The sequence below is a fragment of the Rhizobium sp. KDH_Rht_773_N genome (assembly GCF_052946295.1).
Map to the genome: position 1 here is coordinate 3,906,490 of NZ_CM129525.1, position 16,066 is coordinate 3,922,555.

At 67.4% G+C, this 16,066-nt stretch carries 17 protein-coding genes; 2 read left to right on the top strand and 15 right to left on the bottom strand.

What is annotated here, in order from left to right:
• Positions 1 to 36 precede the first annotated feature (36 nt).
• A complete protein-coding gene (locus ACU8HS_RS19410) occupies positions 37 to 570 on the bottom strand; it encodes an RBBP9/YdeN family alpha/beta hydrolase (RefSeq protein ID WP_447014981.1) in 534 nt (177 codons plus the stop codon).
• A gap of 103 nt (positions 571 to 673) precedes the next feature.
• Here ACU8HS_RS19410 and ACU8HS_RS19415 point away from each other — a divergent pair, with 103 nt between their 5' ends.
• Positions 674 to 1,147 (top strand): Lrp/AsnC family transcriptional regulator, encoded by a 474-nt coding sequence (locus ACU8HS_RS19415; RefSeq protein ID WP_447014982.1) that lies wholly within the window; start codon positions 674 to 676, stop codon positions 1,145 to 1,147.
• A gap of 46 nt (positions 1,148 to 1,193) precedes the next feature.
• Here the strand turns inward: ACU8HS_RS19415 and ACU8HS_RS19420 are convergent, their stop codons facing one another.
• The gene (locus tag ACU8HS_RS19420) at positions 1,194 to 1,940 is read right to left on the bottom strand and encodes a glucose 1-dehydrogenase (protein ID WP_112759597.1); all 747 of its coding nucleotides are present in this window, start codon (positions 1,938 to 1,940) and stop codon (positions 1,194 to 1,196) included.
• Positions 1,941 to 2,046: 106 nt separating this feature from the next.
• Here ACU8HS_RS19420 and ACU8HS_RS19425 point away from each other — a divergent pair, with 106 nt between their 5' ends.
• Positions 2,047 to 2,391 carry a winged helix-turn-helix domain-containing protein gene (locus tag ACU8HS_RS19425; RefSeq protein ID WP_112571574.1) on the top strand — a complete coding sequence of 115 codons (345 nt, stop codon included), beginning with the start codon at positions 2,047 to 2,049 and terminating at the stop codon, positions 2,389 to 2,391.
• 99 nt (positions 2,392 to 2,490) lie between these two features.
• On the opposite strand, the gene ACU8HS_RS19430 is transcribed toward ACU8HS_RS19425, so the two are convergent.
• The 13 genes from ACU8HS_RS19430 to ACU8HS_RS19490 form a co-directional block, all read right to left on the bottom strand.
• The gene (locus ACU8HS_RS19430; RefSeq protein ID WP_112759596.1) at positions 2,491 to 2,739 is read right to left on the bottom strand and encodes a hypothetical protein; all 249 of its coding nucleotides are present in this window, start codon (positions 2,737 to 2,739) and stop codon (positions 2,491 to 2,493) included.
• Between the two features lie 100 nt (positions 2,740 to 2,839).
• Positions 2,840 to 3,223 carry a VOC family protein gene (locus ACU8HS_RS19435; RefSeq protein WP_112759595.1) on the bottom strand — a complete coding sequence of 128 codons (384 nt, stop codon included), beginning with the start codon at positions 3,221 to 3,223 and terminating at the stop codon, positions 2,840 to 2,842.
• Between the two features lie 13 nt (positions 3,224 to 3,236).
• Complete coding sequence (chrA, locus tag ACU8HS_RS19440) at positions 3,237 to 4,445, bottom strand: chromate efflux transporter (protein ID WP_112759594.1); 1,209 nt, start codon at positions 4,443 to 4,445, stop codon at positions 3,237 to 3,239.
• Positions 4,438 to 4,749 (bottom strand): PadR family transcriptional regulator, encoded by a 312-nt coding sequence (locus tag ACU8HS_RS19445; protein ID WP_112571582.1) that lies wholly within the window; start codon positions 4,747 to 4,749, stop codon positions 4,438 to 4,440. The genes chrA and ACU8HS_RS19445 overlap by 8 nt, the downstream gene beginning before the upstream one ends.
• Before the next feature lie 321 nt (positions 4,750 to 5,070).
• Positions 5,071 to 6,075, bottom strand: a complete 1,005-nt coding sequence (locus ACU8HS_RS19450; protein ID WP_447014983.1) for a HupE/UreJ family protein — start codon at positions 6,073 to 6,075, stop codon at positions 5,071 to 5,073.
• Positions 6,072 to 6,920 (bottom strand): peptidylprolyl isomerase, encoded by an 849-nt coding sequence (locus ACU8HS_RS19455; RefSeq protein ID WP_447014984.1) that lies wholly within the window; start codon positions 6,918 to 6,920, stop codon positions 6,072 to 6,074. The genes ACU8HS_RS19450 and ACU8HS_RS19455 overlap by 4 nt, the downstream gene beginning before the upstream one ends.
• A gap of 18 nt (positions 6,921 to 6,938) precedes the next feature.
• A complete protein-coding gene (locus ACU8HS_RS19460; protein WP_447014985.1) occupies positions 6,939 to 8,861 on the bottom strand; it encodes a DUF3604 domain-containing protein in 1,923 nt (640 codons plus the stop codon).
• Between the two features lie 186 nt (positions 8,862 to 9,047).
• Entirely contained in the window at positions 9,048 to 10,115 is a 1,068-nt protein-coding gene (locus tag ACU8HS_RS19465; RefSeq protein ID WP_447014986.1) for a D-alanine--D-alanine ligase family protein, read from the bottom strand.
• Between the two features lie 312 nt (positions 10,116 to 10,427).
• Positions 10,428 to 13,088 (bottom strand): autotransporter family protein, encoded by a 2,661-nt coding sequence (locus ACU8HS_RS19470; RefSeq protein ID WP_447014987.1) that lies wholly within the window; start codon positions 13,086 to 13,088, stop codon positions 10,428 to 10,430.
• Positions 13,089 to 13,494: 406 nt separating this feature from the next.
• The gene (locus tag ACU8HS_RS19475; protein ID WP_447014988.1) at positions 13,495 to 14,196 is read right to left on the bottom strand and encodes a DUF4405 domain-containing protein; all 702 of its coding nucleotides are present in this window, start codon (positions 14,194 to 14,196) and stop codon (positions 13,495 to 13,497) included.
• Positions 14,193 to 14,663 (bottom strand): cytochrome P460 family protein, encoded by a 471-nt coding sequence (locus tag ACU8HS_RS19480; RefSeq protein ID WP_112705182.1) that lies wholly within the window; start codon positions 14,661 to 14,663, stop codon positions 14,193 to 14,195. The genes ACU8HS_RS19475 and ACU8HS_RS19480 overlap by 4 nt, the downstream gene beginning before the upstream one ends.
• Positions 14,660 to 14,848 (bottom strand): hypothetical protein, encoded by a 189-nt coding sequence (locus ACU8HS_RS19485; protein ID WP_447014989.1) that lies wholly within the window; start codon positions 14,846 to 14,848, stop codon positions 14,660 to 14,662. The genes ACU8HS_RS19480 and ACU8HS_RS19485 overlap by 4 nt, the downstream gene beginning before the upstream one ends.
• Before the next feature lie 90 nt (positions 14,849 to 14,938).
• The gene (locus ACU8HS_RS19490) at positions 14,939 to 16,060 is read right to left on the bottom strand and encodes an alpha/beta hydrolase (protein WP_447014990.1); all 1,122 of its coding nucleotides are present in this window, start codon (positions 16,058 to 16,060) and stop codon (positions 14,939 to 14,941) included.
• Between the last annotated feature and the right edge of the window lie 6 nt (positions 16,061 to 16,066).

Sequence of the window (16,066 nt, forward strand, 5' to 3'; positions counted from 1 at the left end):
GGCCTCGCCCGCCGTCCGCCCGCGAGCTGCGGCCCGCTACAGGCGGGAGGCGAAGTCTTTCAGCAGCGCCAGGCCCTGCGGCCAGTCGCCGAGCCCGCTCTGGCCGTTGATGTGGCCGGCCGCGCCGATCACCTTCACCTCGCTTCCCCATTGCCCGGCCCGCCTCTCGGCATGGGTCAGCGAGCCGTAGGGATCGTCGGTGCTGGCGACGATCAGCGAGGGAAAACGAAAGCGCTTGTCGGGCACGTCGGCGAAACCTGCCGCCTGCGGGGGAAAGGCCGCGGAGGCCGGGTCCGGCACGGCGACCAGCATCGCGCCCCTCACCGGCAGGTCCGAGACCTCCTGCCAATGGGCGACGAGCAGGCAGGCGAGGCTGTGGGCCACGAGGAGGGGCGGCGTTTCTGCCGCGCGCACGGCCTCATCGAGGGCCGCGATCCAGTCGGGCAGGTCGGGCTCGTCCCAGTTTGCCGGCGCGAAGCGGCGGATGGCGGGATCGGCGCTTTTCCAGCGGCTTTGCCAATGGAATTCGCCGGAATTGCCGATGCCGGGCAGGTGGATGATGTCGGTCATGAAGGGCCTCTCGTGGTCGATGCGCGAGGATGGCCGTTTACGGCGGCGGGATAAATTGGCATTCATCGGAAAAACTCAGCCCAAACCGATGGATTCAAGGCCGATGGCGAAAAATTCCGATCCCCGTTTCGAGCTTGACCCGACCGACATTGCCATGATCGAGATCCTGCAGGGTGACGGGCGCATCAGCGTGTCCGAACTCGGAAGGCGGGTCGGCCTCTCCCAGCCGGCGGCGTCCGAGCGGCTGAAGCGGCTTGAGGAGCGCGGCATCGTCAGCGGCTACAGGGCCGTCATCGATCCCGCTTCGGTCGGGCTCGGCATGATGGCGATCATCCGCCTGCGCACCACGCACGAACATATCAAGACCTGCCTCAAGCAGTTTTCGGAGATGCCGGAGGTCATCGAGGTTCTCCGGCTGACGGGGGAAGACTGTTTCCACCTGAAGGTCATCGTGCCGTCGCCGGCGGCGCTGGAAGGCATCGTCGATGCGGTTGCGCGCTACGGCTCGGTCAATACCGCGATCGTCCTGCGCAGCGAGCCGCCCAAGCGCATCGGGCGCGAACTCATGAAGGGGTGAGGGCAGAGGGCGTGCGCGCCCCGAAGGGCACGCACGGCATCGAGGCTTAGCGGAAACCGCCGCTGGCGACGAGCTTTTCGCCGGTCAGCCAGCCGGCATCGTCGGAGGCGAGGAAGGCTGCGACGGTGGCGATATCGTTCGGCTGGCCAATGCGGGCGAGCGGGGTCTGGGCGACCGCGTTATGCTCGAAATCGGAACCGATCACGCCGGCGCTATGGGTGCCTTCGGTCTCGACAATGCCGGGCAGGATGGCGTTGACGCGGATCTTGCGCGGGCCGAGCTCCTTGGCAAGCACGCTGGTAATGGCGTCCACGGCGCCCTTCGTGCCGGTATAGACGGCGGAGGCGGGCGGGGCGAGGCTTGTCGCCACGGAGGAAATGTTGATGACGCTGCCGCCTTCGCCGATATGCTTGACGGCGGCCTGGGTGGTCAGCAGCAGGCCGAGCACGTTCACGCCGAACTGGCGGTGATAGTGTTCCTCGGTGATCTCCTCGATCGCGGCGAATTCGTAGACGCCGGAATTGTTGACCAGCACGTCGAGGCGGCCGAATTCCCGGATTGCCGCGTCGATCAGCGCTTGCGCCTGTTCGGCCTTCGAAACGTCGCCCTGCACCGCGACGGCCTTGCCGCCGGCGGCCGCGATCGCCGCGACGACGGCATCCGCGCCCGCCTTGCTCGATGCGTAATTGACCACCACTTTCGCGCCTTCGGCGGCCAGCGCCCTGGCAATGGCGGCGCCGATCCCCTTGGAGGCGCCGGTGACGACGGCGACTTTTCCAGCAAGCTTGGACATATCAGTTCCTTTCGATCCGGAGGGCCGCCGGGAGTGGCGGCCTTGTTCCGTAGTTCAGAAATTCGGAACTGTTGATCGTAATATCAAGTGGCCCTATATAAAATTCATGAGACCGCTTTTTCATCCAGCCATCGAGGACCTGAAGCCGGAGGCGATCCTCTATGCGCTCTCCGATCCCGAGCGCGTGGCGATCTTCGCGCAGATCGCCGGCGCCGGCTCCAGCGGCACCTGCAGCGCGCTTTCCAATCTCGGCGGGCGCGTCATCCCCAAATCCTCGCTGTCGCAGCATATGAAGGTTCTGCGCGAGGCCGGCCTCATCCGTGGCGAGCGCCACGGCATTGAAATGCGCAACCATTCGCGCTGCGCGGAGGTGGAAGAACGCTTCCCCGGCCTCGTCGCCGCGATCCTGCGCGCCTACGGACGGCCGACGGACGTGGCCGGCGTGGACTGACCGGCCGCGGCGGTCACGGGCGGCGCTCTCCTGCGGGCTTGCGGATGGAATCCCAGAGGGCGGCGGGCGAAAAATCGTAGCCCAGGCGTATCCAGCGCATCAAGTCGAACGGCTGAGCGCTGTGGCTTCGTCCAGCATGTCGATCTCGCCGGAGGCGTGTTCCGGCCCGCCGAAGCGATGCTCGGCGGCAAGGTCGGCACTCGCCTTCTCAAGGCGCAGCCTTGCCGCCGCCGCCATCATTTCGCGGCCCAGCCGGACGATCGTTTCCTGGTTGTTTTCCGGCGAAGCGACCTTTTTCAGCTTCGTGGCGGTCTTGCCATCGACATTTGCCGAAATCGTGGACGCCATCGCGAACTCCTATAGGAATAGCTCGTTCCTGTATAATCCCGATGGCGGCGCTTCACAACGGGCGCGCGCCGGCGGCGGGTGCCGCCGGTTTCGTGTCGCGTTAGCTGCCCGGCGGCTCGAACAGTTCGATCGGGTTGCCGGCGGGGTCCTCGACCAGCACCTGTTTGCCGCCGATGCCGGCCACGATGTCGTTGCGGAAGCGGGCGCCCGATTTTTTCAGGCGCGCGACTTCCGCCTCGATATTGCCGACCTCGATCTGGATGCGGTTCCAGCCGCCGGGCGCGGGCCTTCGCCCGTCGGGCATGGGCTGGGAAGCGCCGCCGGGGCCGGTCGTGGCGTTGACCAGCAGGCGCAGGTCGCCCCGCGTCAGCATGGCGAAGCTCGGGGCCGGGTGCATGGCAAGCGAAAAGCCGAGCGATTGCGTATAGAAGGCAATTGCCGCATCGACGTCGTCGACGATGTAGCGAACGCTGACAGTCGCCATGGTCATTCCTCCTCTAGACAAGGTTGAGGACCGTGGCGGCGAAAGCCAGAAGCGCGACCACGATCCAGGGCGGGGCTTTCCAGACGGCAAGCAGCAGGAAGCCCGCAAGCGCCAGCGCGAAATCGGCCGGCGCCAGAACGGCGCTGGTCCAGACCGGGCTGTAGAGGGCCGCCCCGAGAATGCCGACCACGGCGGCATTGGCGCCGCGCATGGCGGCCTGCGCGGCCGGCTGGCGGCGGAAACCGTCCCAGAAGGGCAGGGCGCCGAGCAGCAGCAGGAAACCCGGCAGGAAGACCGCGACAAGGCAGATGGCTGCACCCGCAATGCCGTTCGGCGCCGGCCCCATGACGGCGCCGAGATAGGCCGCGAAGGTGAAGAGCGGGCCGGGAACGGCCTGGGCGGCGCCGTAGCCGGCGAGAAACGTGTCGTTCGTCATCCAGCCGGGGCCGACCACCTCGCTCTGCAGCAGCGGCAGCACGACATGGCCGCCGCCGAAGACCAGCGCGCCCGAGCGGTAGAAGGCATCGAACAGCGACAGGCCCTGCAGGTCGGCGGCCGAGGCGAGAACGGGCAGCGCCAAGAGCAGGCCGAAAAAGGCGGCAAGGCAGGCAAGGCCGAAGGACCGCGACACCCGGAAGGAGAGATGCGCCTCGCCCGTCACCGACCCGTTGCGGCAGAGCGCCAGGCCGGCGAGCGCGCCGGCCGCAATCGCCGCGAGCTGGCCGATCGCGCCGGCGCAGAAGGTGACGACGAAGACGGCGGCAAGCGCGATTGCCGCGCGCTCACGGTCGGGCGTCAGGCTTTTCGCCATGCCCCAGACCGCCTGCGCCACGACGGCGACGGCGACGATCTTCAGCCCGTGCAGCAGGCCGGCGCCGGCAGGCCCTTCGAGGCCGGTGGCCGCAAGCGCGAAGACCACGAGCAGGAAGGCCGACGGCAGCGTGAAGGCGGCCCAGGCGGCCAGCGCCCCGAGCGGGCCGGCGCGCAGCAGGCCGAGCGAAAAGCCGACCTGGCTGGAGGCCGGGCCGGGCAGGAACTGGCAGAGCGCCACGAGATCGCCGTAACCGGCCTCGTCGATCCATTTGCGGCGGACGACCAGCTCGTCGCGGAAATAGCCGAGATGGGCGATCGGCCCGCCGAAGGAGGTGAGCCCGAGCTTCAGGAAGGCAAGGAAGACCTCGCCCGCCGTGCCCTGCCGCGGCCCGGCCGCCTCCTCACCCATTGTCTGTGCCGACGACTTCACGAAACAGCTCCCTTGCCCTTTCCCTGGCCATTTTCAGGGCCGCCACGCCATAGGGCGTGGCATTGTAGATACGCCGATGCGTGCGCCCGACGCGCTCGGTGCGCGAGGTGAGATACCCCTTCTTCTCCATCGCGTGCAGCATGGGATAGAGCGTGCCGGCGGAGACCTTGTAGCCGTGATGCGCCAGCTCCTCGATCATCCATAACCCATGCAGATCGCCCTCGGCCGCATGATGCAGGACGTGCAGGCGGATGAAGCCGGAGAGAAGGTCCTGATGTTCCATACGGCATGGTAGCACGGGCGCTCTCGAAAAGCGATATCGGGATTCGAGATTGTGGGGTGGGGCGGGAGATCCCATTGTGCGCTGCGGCTTGGGGTACGCCCCTCTGTCCTGCCGGGTCCTTCGGGCCCCCCCACAGGTGGGAGATTGGCTGGGGGCGCCGGTTTCCCCAAACAATCAGCGTTTGCAAACTGCACAACGTTAGAGATGGGCGAAGGTCGCGCCTCTGGCCGATCTCCCCCCTTGTGGGGGAGATGTCCGGCAGGACAGAGGGGGGTGCCATACGGCACAACGCTCAATCGTTCGGACCCAAAGAAAAGCACCTCACAGCAGCGGCAGCGTCTGCGCGATGGTCCAGTAGGCGCCGGCGGTGCCGACCAGATAGGCGGGCAGCAGGCCGGCGGTTCGGGTGAGCGGCAGTTGCGCGGCGCGGGCGGCGTGGGCGAGCGCGTAACACAGGACGACGAAGGCGAGCTGGCCGGCTTCGACGCCGAGGTTGAAGAAGAGCAGCGCGAAGGGAATGTCGCCTTGCGGCAGGCCCGTCGCCGCAAGGCCGCTGGCAAAGCCGCAGCCGTGCAGCAGGCCGAAGCCGAAGGCGATGGCCCAGGGGTAGCGGGTGCCGAGCGTGACCTGCCCGCGCCGCGCATGGACGATCTCCACGCCGAGAAACAGGATGGACATGGCGATGGCGGCTTCGAGCGGGCCGGCGGGCACATGGATGAGGCCGAGCGTGGCGGCCGCCAGCGTCAGGCTGTGGGCGGCCGTGAAGGCGGTGATGGTGAGGGCGACCCGCTTCCAGCCGCGCACCAGGAGAAGCAGGCCGAGCACGAAGAGCAGGTGGTCGATGCCGCCGATAATGTGTTCGACACCGGTCAGGAAATAGGTCAGCGCCCGCCGCGCGAGCAAGGGCGAGGCGGCGACCTCGAAGCCCGGCCGCGTCGGCGTCAGCCGCTCGACCTGCGACAGGCCGGAGGAATGCTCGACGCGGGCGAGCACGTCCGTCACCGTCGCCGCCAGCCCGTCGATGCTGATGCGCCTGCCGGCAAGGCCGCCGGGGATCTCGATAACGCGCCGCTCCAGCTGCGCGCCGGCCTCGAAGGTCACCTGCGGCGGGCTCACGTCGCGGGCCTCTTCGGGCAGGCGCAGATCGAGGCCCAGCCGATAGTTCTCGTCGAGCGCCGGCACCTTGAAGAGCAGCGCGTAGCGCTCGGCCGAGAGCGGCCTGATCTCCAGATAGGCGGGGCGCACCTCATGGGCGGCCGCCGGCGGGGCGGCAAGCGCGAGGGCAAGGATGAAGGGAAGGGCGAGGGCGAGCCGCAGCCATGTCATGGGCGTGGCCCCGCCGCACCGGGCGGCGCCTCTTCCACCACCACCTCGTAGCGGGCGCGCAGCGTGCGGTAGAACTGTTCCAGTTTCTCGACGCGCCGGGCGCTCGCCCAATCCCGCGCGACGATGTCGCGGACCTCGGCAAGCGGGCGCTGGCCGCCTTCGGAGCGCTGCCGCACAAAGACGAAATGCAGGCCGAAGGGCGACACGAAGGGACCCTGCCAGGCGCCGGCCGGCACGGAAAAGACCGTGTCGGCGAAACGCTCGCCGAAATCGGTGGCGACGGCGCGCCGGTCGCGGCCCTCGAAATCGGCGCCGAGCAGAAAGCCGTCGCCGAGGGCGGCCGGATCGGCGCCCGGCCGGGCAAGCGCCAGCGCCACGGTCCTGGCATCGGCGTCGAGACTGGCTTGGCGCCTGGCGCTCAGGAAGACCTGGCGGAAGGAGACGGTCGGCTCGATGCGGAAATTGCGCGGGTGGGCGGCGAGATAGGCTTCAAGCTCCGCATCCGTCGGCTCGGCCGCCGCCACGTCCTCGGCGTAGAATTCCATCTTCTGGCGGATGCGGCGGCGGATGACGATATCGTCGGCATCGATGCCGAGCGCCATGCCCTCGCGATAATAGACCTCGTCGCGGATATGGTCCTCTACGAGGCCGCGCAATTCGTCCGGCGTCGGCTGCCGCTGCCAGACCGTGGCGAAGGAGCGGGCGAGATTGTCGATCCGGGCCGCGGTGACGACGATCCTTTCGGGCGTCGCCTCCGGCGTCTTTCCCGGCAGGGCGGTCAGCCAGAAGAGGATCGCGCCGAGGGCCATGAACTGCAGCAGGGGCTCGCGCAACAGGCGGATCACGGGGCGGGCTCCGTCAGGTCAGGGCGAATACCAGATCGGCGAGGTGAAGGCGCGTTCCTGCGTCACCATCGGCACGTTGGCGTCGATCTTGACGCCGTAGCGCTTGGCGTCATAGGCGGTCCAGCGCGGCGTGGGTATTTCCAGCACGCGGGCGTAATAGACGGCGCCGAGCGCCGGGTCGAATTCCGGGTCGGTCCAGACGGCGGCGAGTTCCGGGTCGCCGATCGTGTTCGTCCAGGTGGCGTTTGCGACATCGACCGTGCTTCCGACCGGCGGCACCTTGCCGTCGCTGCCGGGCTTGCGGCGGTCGGCATCGCCCCAGACCGCGTCGAAGATCTTCTCCTGCGTCTTGCCGTCCTTGTCCACCCAGCCCTTGATGATCTGGATACGGTCGAGATTGCCGCCGAGCGGGTCCTTGAGCGCGGCCATGAGGAAGGTCGGCGCCTTGCCGGCGGGGGCGCCCTTGAGATCGCCGCCCATCGGCACGCCCTTGGCATAGCCGGTCTCGGCCGGCGTCCTGCTGGTCGCATCGGCGGGCACGAAATCGAAACCGCCGAAGAAGCGCACGATCATGCGCGGGCCGCTGGTGGAATAGGTCTCCTTGCGCTTCATGGCGTCCCACAGGGCCTCGCGGGTGTTTTCGCTCGCCCAGACGCCGGTATAGCCGGCCGCCGTCACCTCCCAGCCCTTGACGACGCGGTCGCCGAATTTCATGGCGTCCTCGCTCCAGCGCTCGGGCCGCGGCTCGCAGCTGACGAACTTGCAGAAATAATTGTCCTCCTCCATCGCCGTCAGCCCGGTATGGGCATCGCTGCCGGAGGCAAAGCCGTATTTGAACGGGTTGGAGCCGATTTCCTGCTCGATCTTCAGCCCGTTCTTCAGCGCCTCGCGCGCATATTCGTACTGGATCATGCCCGGCTGCTTGGGCACGAGGTTGAGGTTGCCGCGGTCCCACAGCTCGTAGCCGGCGGTGAATTCGTCGGTGGGCGAAAGCGAGGGGTGGGATTCGCTCTGGCCCTTGGTCTGGATCAGCTCGAACAGCACTTCCCAGCGCCGCCGCTCGTCGGCCCATTCCCTGGTCAGCGGCCCGCCGGTGAAGGTCGTCAGCTCGAACATGCGGCCGTTGGAAAGGTTGCCGTTATGCGGGATGGCGAGCAGCGAGCCGCCGGTCTTCTGCTCCCAGTTGGCCATCCACCGCCACAGGTCCTCCGGGTTCTCGCTCTCAAAGGTCGTGTAGGGGATCATCTGGGCGGCCTTGTCGCTGCCGTCGCGGTAGATCACGTTGCGGTGCAGGTTGTTGCCGCCGCCGGCGTTGGAGGTCCATTCATAGGCGATGAAGGCGGTGAAACGGCCGGGATCGTTGTATTTCTCCATGATCTGGTTGTTCTTCTGCCAGACCGAATTGGCGAATTTCGGGTCCATGATGGCGGGCGGCAGCTGCTTGTTGGACTGCGCCTTGATGAGCTCCATCGTGGCGGCGGCGGCCGCATCCGGGCTCTGCTGCATCATGTCGTGCCAGCGCTTGAGCACCGGGTCGGCCATCAGCTGCGGATTGCCGCCCTTCAGCTCCGAAATCACGCCCATGCCGTCGGAATGGTCGGTGACGGCGATCCAGTCGAGCGGCCGGCTGAGGCGCACGGGCTGGCCGGTATTGGAGGTCACCTCCTCGCCGCGGGCAAAGCGCACCGCATCTTCCGGCGTCAGCGTGGCGCCGGACATGCCGGCATCCACCGACCAGGCGGTGTGCAGGTGCTGGTCGCCGAAGAAGACGCGTGTGGGAAAATTGCGCCCCGCATAGGGCGAATAACCCGGCTTTTTGTAGAATTTGGCGACTGTCGCAGGATCGATCTCGCCGGCGTCCATCAGCGATTCCTGCGCCGGGGCGGAGGTTGCGACGAGAATGGTCAAAAGAGACGCGGCACTGACAAACGTTCTGAACATCGGCACTTCCCCCTCCCGTGGAACGAGTGCAATGCAGGCATGTCTGTGAAGTCCGGTTGCAGTGTAATACGTCCGCCGGCGTGCGTCCACTGCGGGCGGGAATCCGCTCTGAAAGGGTGGCTCCGGCAGAGGCTGGGCCGCGCGACACGCCCTCCGCCGAAGCGAGGGGCGCCGTGCGCCGAAGTCTCACGCCCCGCGCGCCAGCCCGTGTTCCACCAGCCGGTCGATCACTTCGCCATAGGCCACGCCGCTTGCCGCCATCGCCTTGGAATACATGCTGATATCGGTGAAGCCCGGAATGGTGTTCACCTCGTTGACGACGAAGCGCATGTCGTCCATCAGGAAGAAATCGACGCGGGCCATGCCGTCGCAGCCGAGCGCCCGGAAGGCGCGGGCGGCCATGTCGCGGATTTTCGCCTCGACCTCGGCGGGCAGCTCGGCCGGCACTTTCAGGGCCGCGCCGTTCTCGTCGAGATATTTGGCGGTGTAGCTGTAGAAGCCGTGGCTTTCGGCGGGCGCGATCTCGCCGGGGCGGGAGACGAAGAGGCCGCCCTTGGCGTCTTCCAGCACGCTGCATTCGATCTCGCGCCCGGCGATGAATTCCTCGGCGATGAGCTTGCGGTCGTGGCTGAAGGCCTCTTCGAGCGCCGGGGCGAATTCCTGGCTGCCGGAAACCTTGCGCACGCCGACGGAGGAGCCCTGGCGGGCGGGCTTGATGAAGAGCGGCAGGCCGAGCGCGGCTTCGAGCGCATCCAGCGCCGGCGGCGCCTCCTCGTGCAGCGTCAGCGAGCGGGCCACCGGCAGGCCGGCGGCCTTCAGCAGCTGCTTGGCGATATCCTTGTCGAGCGCGGCGGCCGAGCCGAGGATGCCGCAGCCGGCGAGCGGCACGCGCGCCACCTGGCAAAGGCCCTGCACGGCGCCGTCCTCTCCATGCAGCCCGTGCAGCACCGGAAAGACGATATCGACCCTGCCGGCCTCGGCCGCCTTGCCATCGGGCGCGATTGCCAGCAGGCGCCCATGCCCGCCGGGCACGAGGCAAAGCTCGGTGCCGCTTTCCGGCCGCGCGAGCGCGCCGTCGGCAAAACGGCTCTGCAGCCAGCGGCCGTCGCGGGTGACGAAGACGGGCAGGGCGTCATAGCGTTGCGGGTCGAGCGCGCCCATCACATTGGTCGCCGACAGGATGGAGACATCGTGTTCGCTGGAACGGCCGCCGAAGAGCACGGCGATGCGCAGCCGGGAAGGGGAAGAGGTCATGAATGTCTCCTTGAAAAGCGATTCCAGCAAAACTACGGCATTGTGCGGCAAATGCCACAAGCCGGCCGGGCATGAGCCGCCGGCGCCGATGCGGGCGGGAGTTTGCCTCCTGACCCTGGCAGGCGCTGCCCCTCAACATTGCATGTGGCATGAAGAGCATTCCCTTCAGGCCGGGGAGGCGCTGCCACCGCGAACACATTGGAAGAGCACGGACCCGACAAAGGTACCGTGCTTTTTGTCTGCCTTGCCGGCGGTGATTGCGTTCGTTGCGGTGAGGTGGCGGCCATCCCGGCTGCCGGCCCGCCGGTCGCGCTACCACTTCATGCGGAAGCCGGCGGTGGCGGCGAGGGCGTAGCTGTCGGCGAAGGTCTTCAGCGAGGAGCGGGCCGCCACTTCGCCGTAGAGCGAGTAGCGCTCGTCCTCCCAGCTGTAGGAGCCGCCGAGCGTCAGCCCGGCCCAGAGCGGATCGTTGCCGGTTTCGAAACCGGTGCCGGCGACATCGACGGCCGTGCCGTCCAGGAACTCGCCGTAGAGATTGGCGATGCCGTAGAGCTTGACGCGCGCCTTCCGGCGGTCGGCGCGCTCGACGTTGTCCTCGCGCTCCAGCGCGGCGCCGAGCCGGCCGAGCAGGCTGTCGCCGTCGGAGAGCGAGACGGGCGCGCCGAAACGGTCGTCGAAATCGCCGAAGCGGACGGAGGAATAGACGAGCTGGGCCTGCGGCGTCAGCGACCACGGGCCGGCGGCGGCAAAGCGCCGGCCGGCCTCCAGGCTCAGCGCATAGCCGAAGCCGTTGTTGCCGCTTTCGAGGGCGCCGTCGACGAGATCGGACGAGAGGTCGCTGTCATAGGATGTGATCTGGCCCTGGGCGTCGAGATAGGTGCCGTCCTCGCCGTACCATGTCAGCGTCGCACCTATGCCGTAGCCTGTCGAGTCGATCTTGCCGTCGCCGTAAAGCGAGCCGACATTGCCGGAAACGGTGCCGTAGCGCAGGGTCAGGCCGCCGATCAGCCGGCCGTTGCCGTCCTGGTAGAGCTCGCCGTCGAGGCCCGCTTCCAGGCGGAAGAGATCGTAGTCGTAATCGCTGCCGCTGGTGCTTTCTTGCGGCTTTATGCCGGCATGCACGCCCTCGCTGCGCAGCCAGACATTGTCGGGGCCCTCCTTGCCCGGCGCATCGGCGTCGTCCAGGCGGTAGCGGTCGCCGACCCGCTGCTGCAGCGTCGAAAGCCCGTTCAGCGCCAGCAGCAGCTGCGGATAGGTTTCGTAAAGCGGGACGCCGGCCTGATAGAGCGGCCCGGTGGCGCCGGGGAAGGCGAGATCGGAGCGCAGGTACCAGTCGCCGTCGGCCGGGGTGGCAAGGCCGTTCTTGTAGAGCCGGTAGGCATAGGCGCCGCCGACCACGGCCTGGTCGCCCTGGAAGACATAGTCGCCGAGCAGGGAGAACTGCCCGGCCGATGTGCCGCCGACATCGACGATCTTGATGCCCTCGACGGTCTGCGCCCCGCCGCCGCCGAGATTGACGACCTTGATGCCGGTCGTGCCCGCCGTGTTGCCGGTGACGACGAGGCGGTCGCTCGGCGAGGCATCGCCGCCAAGCTCGCTTTCGATCAGCAGCGTGCCGCCGTTGCCGGTATAGTTGCCCGAGACGGTCAGCGTGCCGATGGAATTGCCGGGGGCGACGGTGCCGGAATTGCTCACGTCGCCGAAGATCGTGCCGCTGCCGCCGAGCGTGGCGAAATTGGTGATGTTGCCGATGACGCTGGAAGCGGCGCTGTGGTCGCCGACCAGGAGCGTGCCGTCATAGATCGTCCAGTCCGTGGTCGCGGTGGCGACGCCGGTCAGAAGCCAGGTGCTGCTGCCGGTCTTCTCGAAAATGTCGAAATCGCGGTATTGCTGCGCCGCGCCGATTGCCGAAATGTCGAAACTGTCGCTGCCGGTGCCGCCGAGGCGCAGCACGTCCGTGGTCGGCGTGGCGCCGGCGACGACATTGCCCTCGATCACCGAGCCCGGCCGCAGTTCGAGGGTGAGCGTGCCCGTCGTTGCCGCCGCCGCCCGGCCGATCGCGTCGGTCTGGCCGGCGCCGGCGCGGATCGTGCCGCTGTTGACGATGTCGAGGTTCAGCGTGCCGTTGCTGGCCGCGATGCCGGCGCCGCCGGTTCCGCCCTCGATCAGGCCGTTGTTGACGATGTGCGTATCGGCAAAGCGCACCAGGGCGCCGGAGCTGCTGATGGAGCCGGCAGTGCCCGCGCCGCCGCGGATCGTGCCGTAGTTGACGAGCGTGCTGGCGTTGATCGGCCCGTTGAAGACGACGCCGCTGCCGCCCGTCGCCCCCTGGCCGCCCTCGATGAGGCCGTAATTGGTCAGCACGGAATTGCGCGTGATATCCGCGCCCGCGCCGCCGGCGCCCGCGCCGCCGCCTGCACCGCCGCGGATCGTGGCGTTGTTGACGAAGGTCGTCGATACCATGCGCGCGCCGATGCCGCCCGCGCCGCCGCCGGCACCGCCTGTGCCGCCCGTCAGCGTCGCGTTGTTGATGACGGAGGAGCGGTTGACGGTCGAGCGCGTATAGACCGCGATGCCGCCGGCGGTCGCGCCCGCTCCGTCGCCGCCGGTAAAGCTGCCTTCGAGCGTGATCGGGTTGCCGCCGGTATTGTCCAGCGTCAGGGCGGCGATCGCCGCGCCGCTGAGGCCGTTCAGCGTGAAGCCGCGGGTGTCGATCGTCATCGGCCTGGCCGGCGTCGGCAGCAGCGAGGCCGTCACCGTGAAGCTCGCCGTCAGCACGATGGTGGCGCTGGCGTCGCCGTCGGCATTGGCCGCGGTGATGGCGGCGGCCAGCGCCGTCTCGTTGCCGACGAGATATTCCCTGGCCGAAGCCGGCGAGGCGAGCGCCACCGGCAGCGCCAGCGCGGCAAGGCTGACGCCGGCGCGAAGAGCCCGTTTTTTGAGAATTCGCGCAGAGAGAATGCTGGAACCCATTCCCGACCTCATAAAGTTATCTCTAATATAAATTCGCCTTCAGGCTGTGTTTTTGCCGTGACTCGGCCACTCGCGCAAGCGATCGGCCGGCCGCAAATCAGGCCGAAATGCGCTGAACGGGAGGGAGTGTTGCCGGGCGGCAACAGGCGTTTCAAATGTGACCGTTTTGTAAATCAATATGTTAGTCGTTTGCTAACGCTTTCCGGCATCGCCTGCTCCGGCCGGTTCGGCAGGCCGCCATGCGGCTGTTGCCGCTCGCGTTAAGCGTGTTTTTTGCAAGCGGCGGCGTGCGGCCGGGCTTCGAACCTGAAGCGGAGGGGGAAAGCAATAGCCGATGCGGAAACCGCCGGCGCCGGGGCGCGATGCCGGGCGGCATCGCTCCTGGTTCCCGGCCGTCGCGTCGATATCACCAGGCCGATGACCGCCGGCCGGCTCTCTTCGTCGTCACCAGATAGTGGACCGCAATGGCCGGCAGCGCGACGACGGCGGCCCAGTGGGCGAAAAACGGCGTCACGGATGCGGTGAAATCCCAGAAATCGAGGCTGTAGCCGAAGGTGAGCCTGGTCCACACGCCGAGCACGGCAAAGCTGCGGACGCCGCAGGCCGCGAGCGCGATCACCGCAATCCGCGCGCCGATGACGACGGCAGGGCGCTCCAGCGGCATCGCTAGCCGGTTCTGCGCGAGGTTCAGGACGCGCTGCCAGTGGAGGCCGATATGGCTGCCGACCGCGATCATCGCCCAATAGGCCGAAAACCAGTGAACCTCGCGCGCCGTCACGCTATCGGGCAAGGCGAGCAGGGCGAAAAGCGACTGCGAGATGGCGATGCTCGTCACCAGCAGGACGGCCATGTTGAGGATGAGGGCGAGATGCATCGCAACGACGAGCGTGCGCTTCAGGCCGTAGGGACCTCTGAAGAGGTTTCGGAACCAGCTCCTGTTGACGGCGACGTGCCAGCCCAGCAGCACGAAGAGTGCGAGCCCGGTTATCTCGTGGGCGAGGTTGCCGAGCCACCAGTAGGCAAGGCCCAGCAGCAGCGACGCGGCCATCGCCGCCGGCAGGAGCAGGCGCCTGCGCAGGACCGATGCGCCGGACCGGCCCCGCGTCATTGCGTCGTCCCGTCAAAGGCCATGGCGTCGGCATGGGTGAACATGAATTGCCGCTCCTGCTGCGAGCGGTGGCAGGAATAGCAGCGGGCCGTGTCTTCGTCGGCCTTCACCGTGCCGTCGGGCCAGAACCATTGGTACTGCCAGTCGTCCATGCCGTCGCCGGTCTTCTCTGAGACGAGATAGCGGTGCAGGACGTCGCTCTGGTAATCGACGAGCACGACATGCGTTCCCGTCGGCACCGGCCGGCCGGCCCTGATGGCGGCCAGCGCCTCGTTGCTTGTCAGCATGTGCTCGCGGGTCACGCCGCGGCGCACGGTCGTGTAGTGGACGAGCCGGTCAAGCGGAGGAAAGGTCACGGCGTTCGCTTCGGCAAGCGCCGGGGAAGGCGAGGATGCGAGGTAGCCGCCGCCCAGGACGAGGAGGCCGGCAATTGCGGCAGATCCCAGCTTCCAGAATAGTGTGTTCATGCTTGCGAATCCTCTTGCGGAAAGTCGTTGCGACGCTGCGAAGCGCAATGGCGGTCGTCGAAGCGGTGGCCCGTGACCGCGCCGATCAGCGAGAGAGCCAGCCAGTCGACCAGAGCTTCCACTCCCCCCGAACATGCGCGCAACCACGCAGGCCCGGATGTCAGCGCCTGCCGTCGATCGCTCATCGCCATTCTCCCGTTGCGTGGCGGCCGGACCTGCGGAGAGCCCTGACGGAAGGGTTCTCCGTTCGATCGGGGCCATGGCCGGCCGATGGTTCAGGCGAGGTGGCGATCGAAGAAGCCGGCGAGCCTGTCGAAGGGGATCAGGTCCACGCGGTCGTAAAGGTCCACATGGCCGGCACCCTTGACCCAGACGAGTTCCTTCGGCTCGGCAGCGCGCCTGTAGGCGTCTTCGCTGAATTCCCTCGAATGCGCCTGGTCGCCCGAGACGAACAGCATGGGGCGCGGGGAGATCGTCTCGATGTCGTTGAACGGGTAGAAGTTCGCGAACTTGACGACGCTGGTCAGCGTCGGCTTGGTGGTCGTTTCCCTGGTTGCGCCGGCCGGGGTGAATTCGCCGCGCGCGGTGCGGTAGAAATCGTAGAATTCGCGCTGCACCGGATCGGTGTCGGCGGTGAGTTCCAGTGTCGTTCCGCCGACATACTGGATGGCGCCGCCGTCGAATTCCTTCCAGCGCTGCTCTGCGGCGGCCGCGATGATCTGCTTGCGCTGCTCGACGCTCTGCGACTTGTTGAGCGCGTCGCGGAAGGCCGCGCCCATGTCGTACATGCTGACGGTCGCCACGGCCTTGATGCGCGGATCGATCTTGGCGGCGCTGATGATGAAGCTGCCGCTGCCGCAGATGCCGATGCCGCCGATGCGCTGGCGGTCGACGTAGCTCTGGCTGCCGAGGAAATCGACGCCGGCGCTGAAGGCCTCGGCGTAGATGTCGGGAGAGACGAGGTTGCGCGCCTGGCCTTCGCTTTCGCCCCAGAAGGGAAGGTCGATCGACATGGCGACAAAGCCCTGCTCCGCCATCTTCGTGGCGTAGAGGTTGGCGCTCTGCTCCTTTACGGCGCCCATCGGGTGGCCGACGACGATGGCCGGGTGCCTTGCCGCGCGGTCGAGGTCGTTCGGCAGGAAGAGGTTGCCGGCGACGTTCATCCGGTAGAGCGATCTGAAGGTGACTTTCTGCAGCGTGACCTTGTCGCTGGTGTAGAAATTGGCAGCGCCGTTGGACATGTCCTGAGCCTTTGCGTTTGTGGTGTCGAAGATGGAAGCCGCCCCGAATGCGACGACGCCGGCCCCGGTCATTTTCAGCAGCTGGCGCCGGTCGATGCCCGCAGTCCGGGCCGTGGCGGAAATCGTGGTGTCGATAGGGTCTTTCTTTTCGGTCATCTGCGG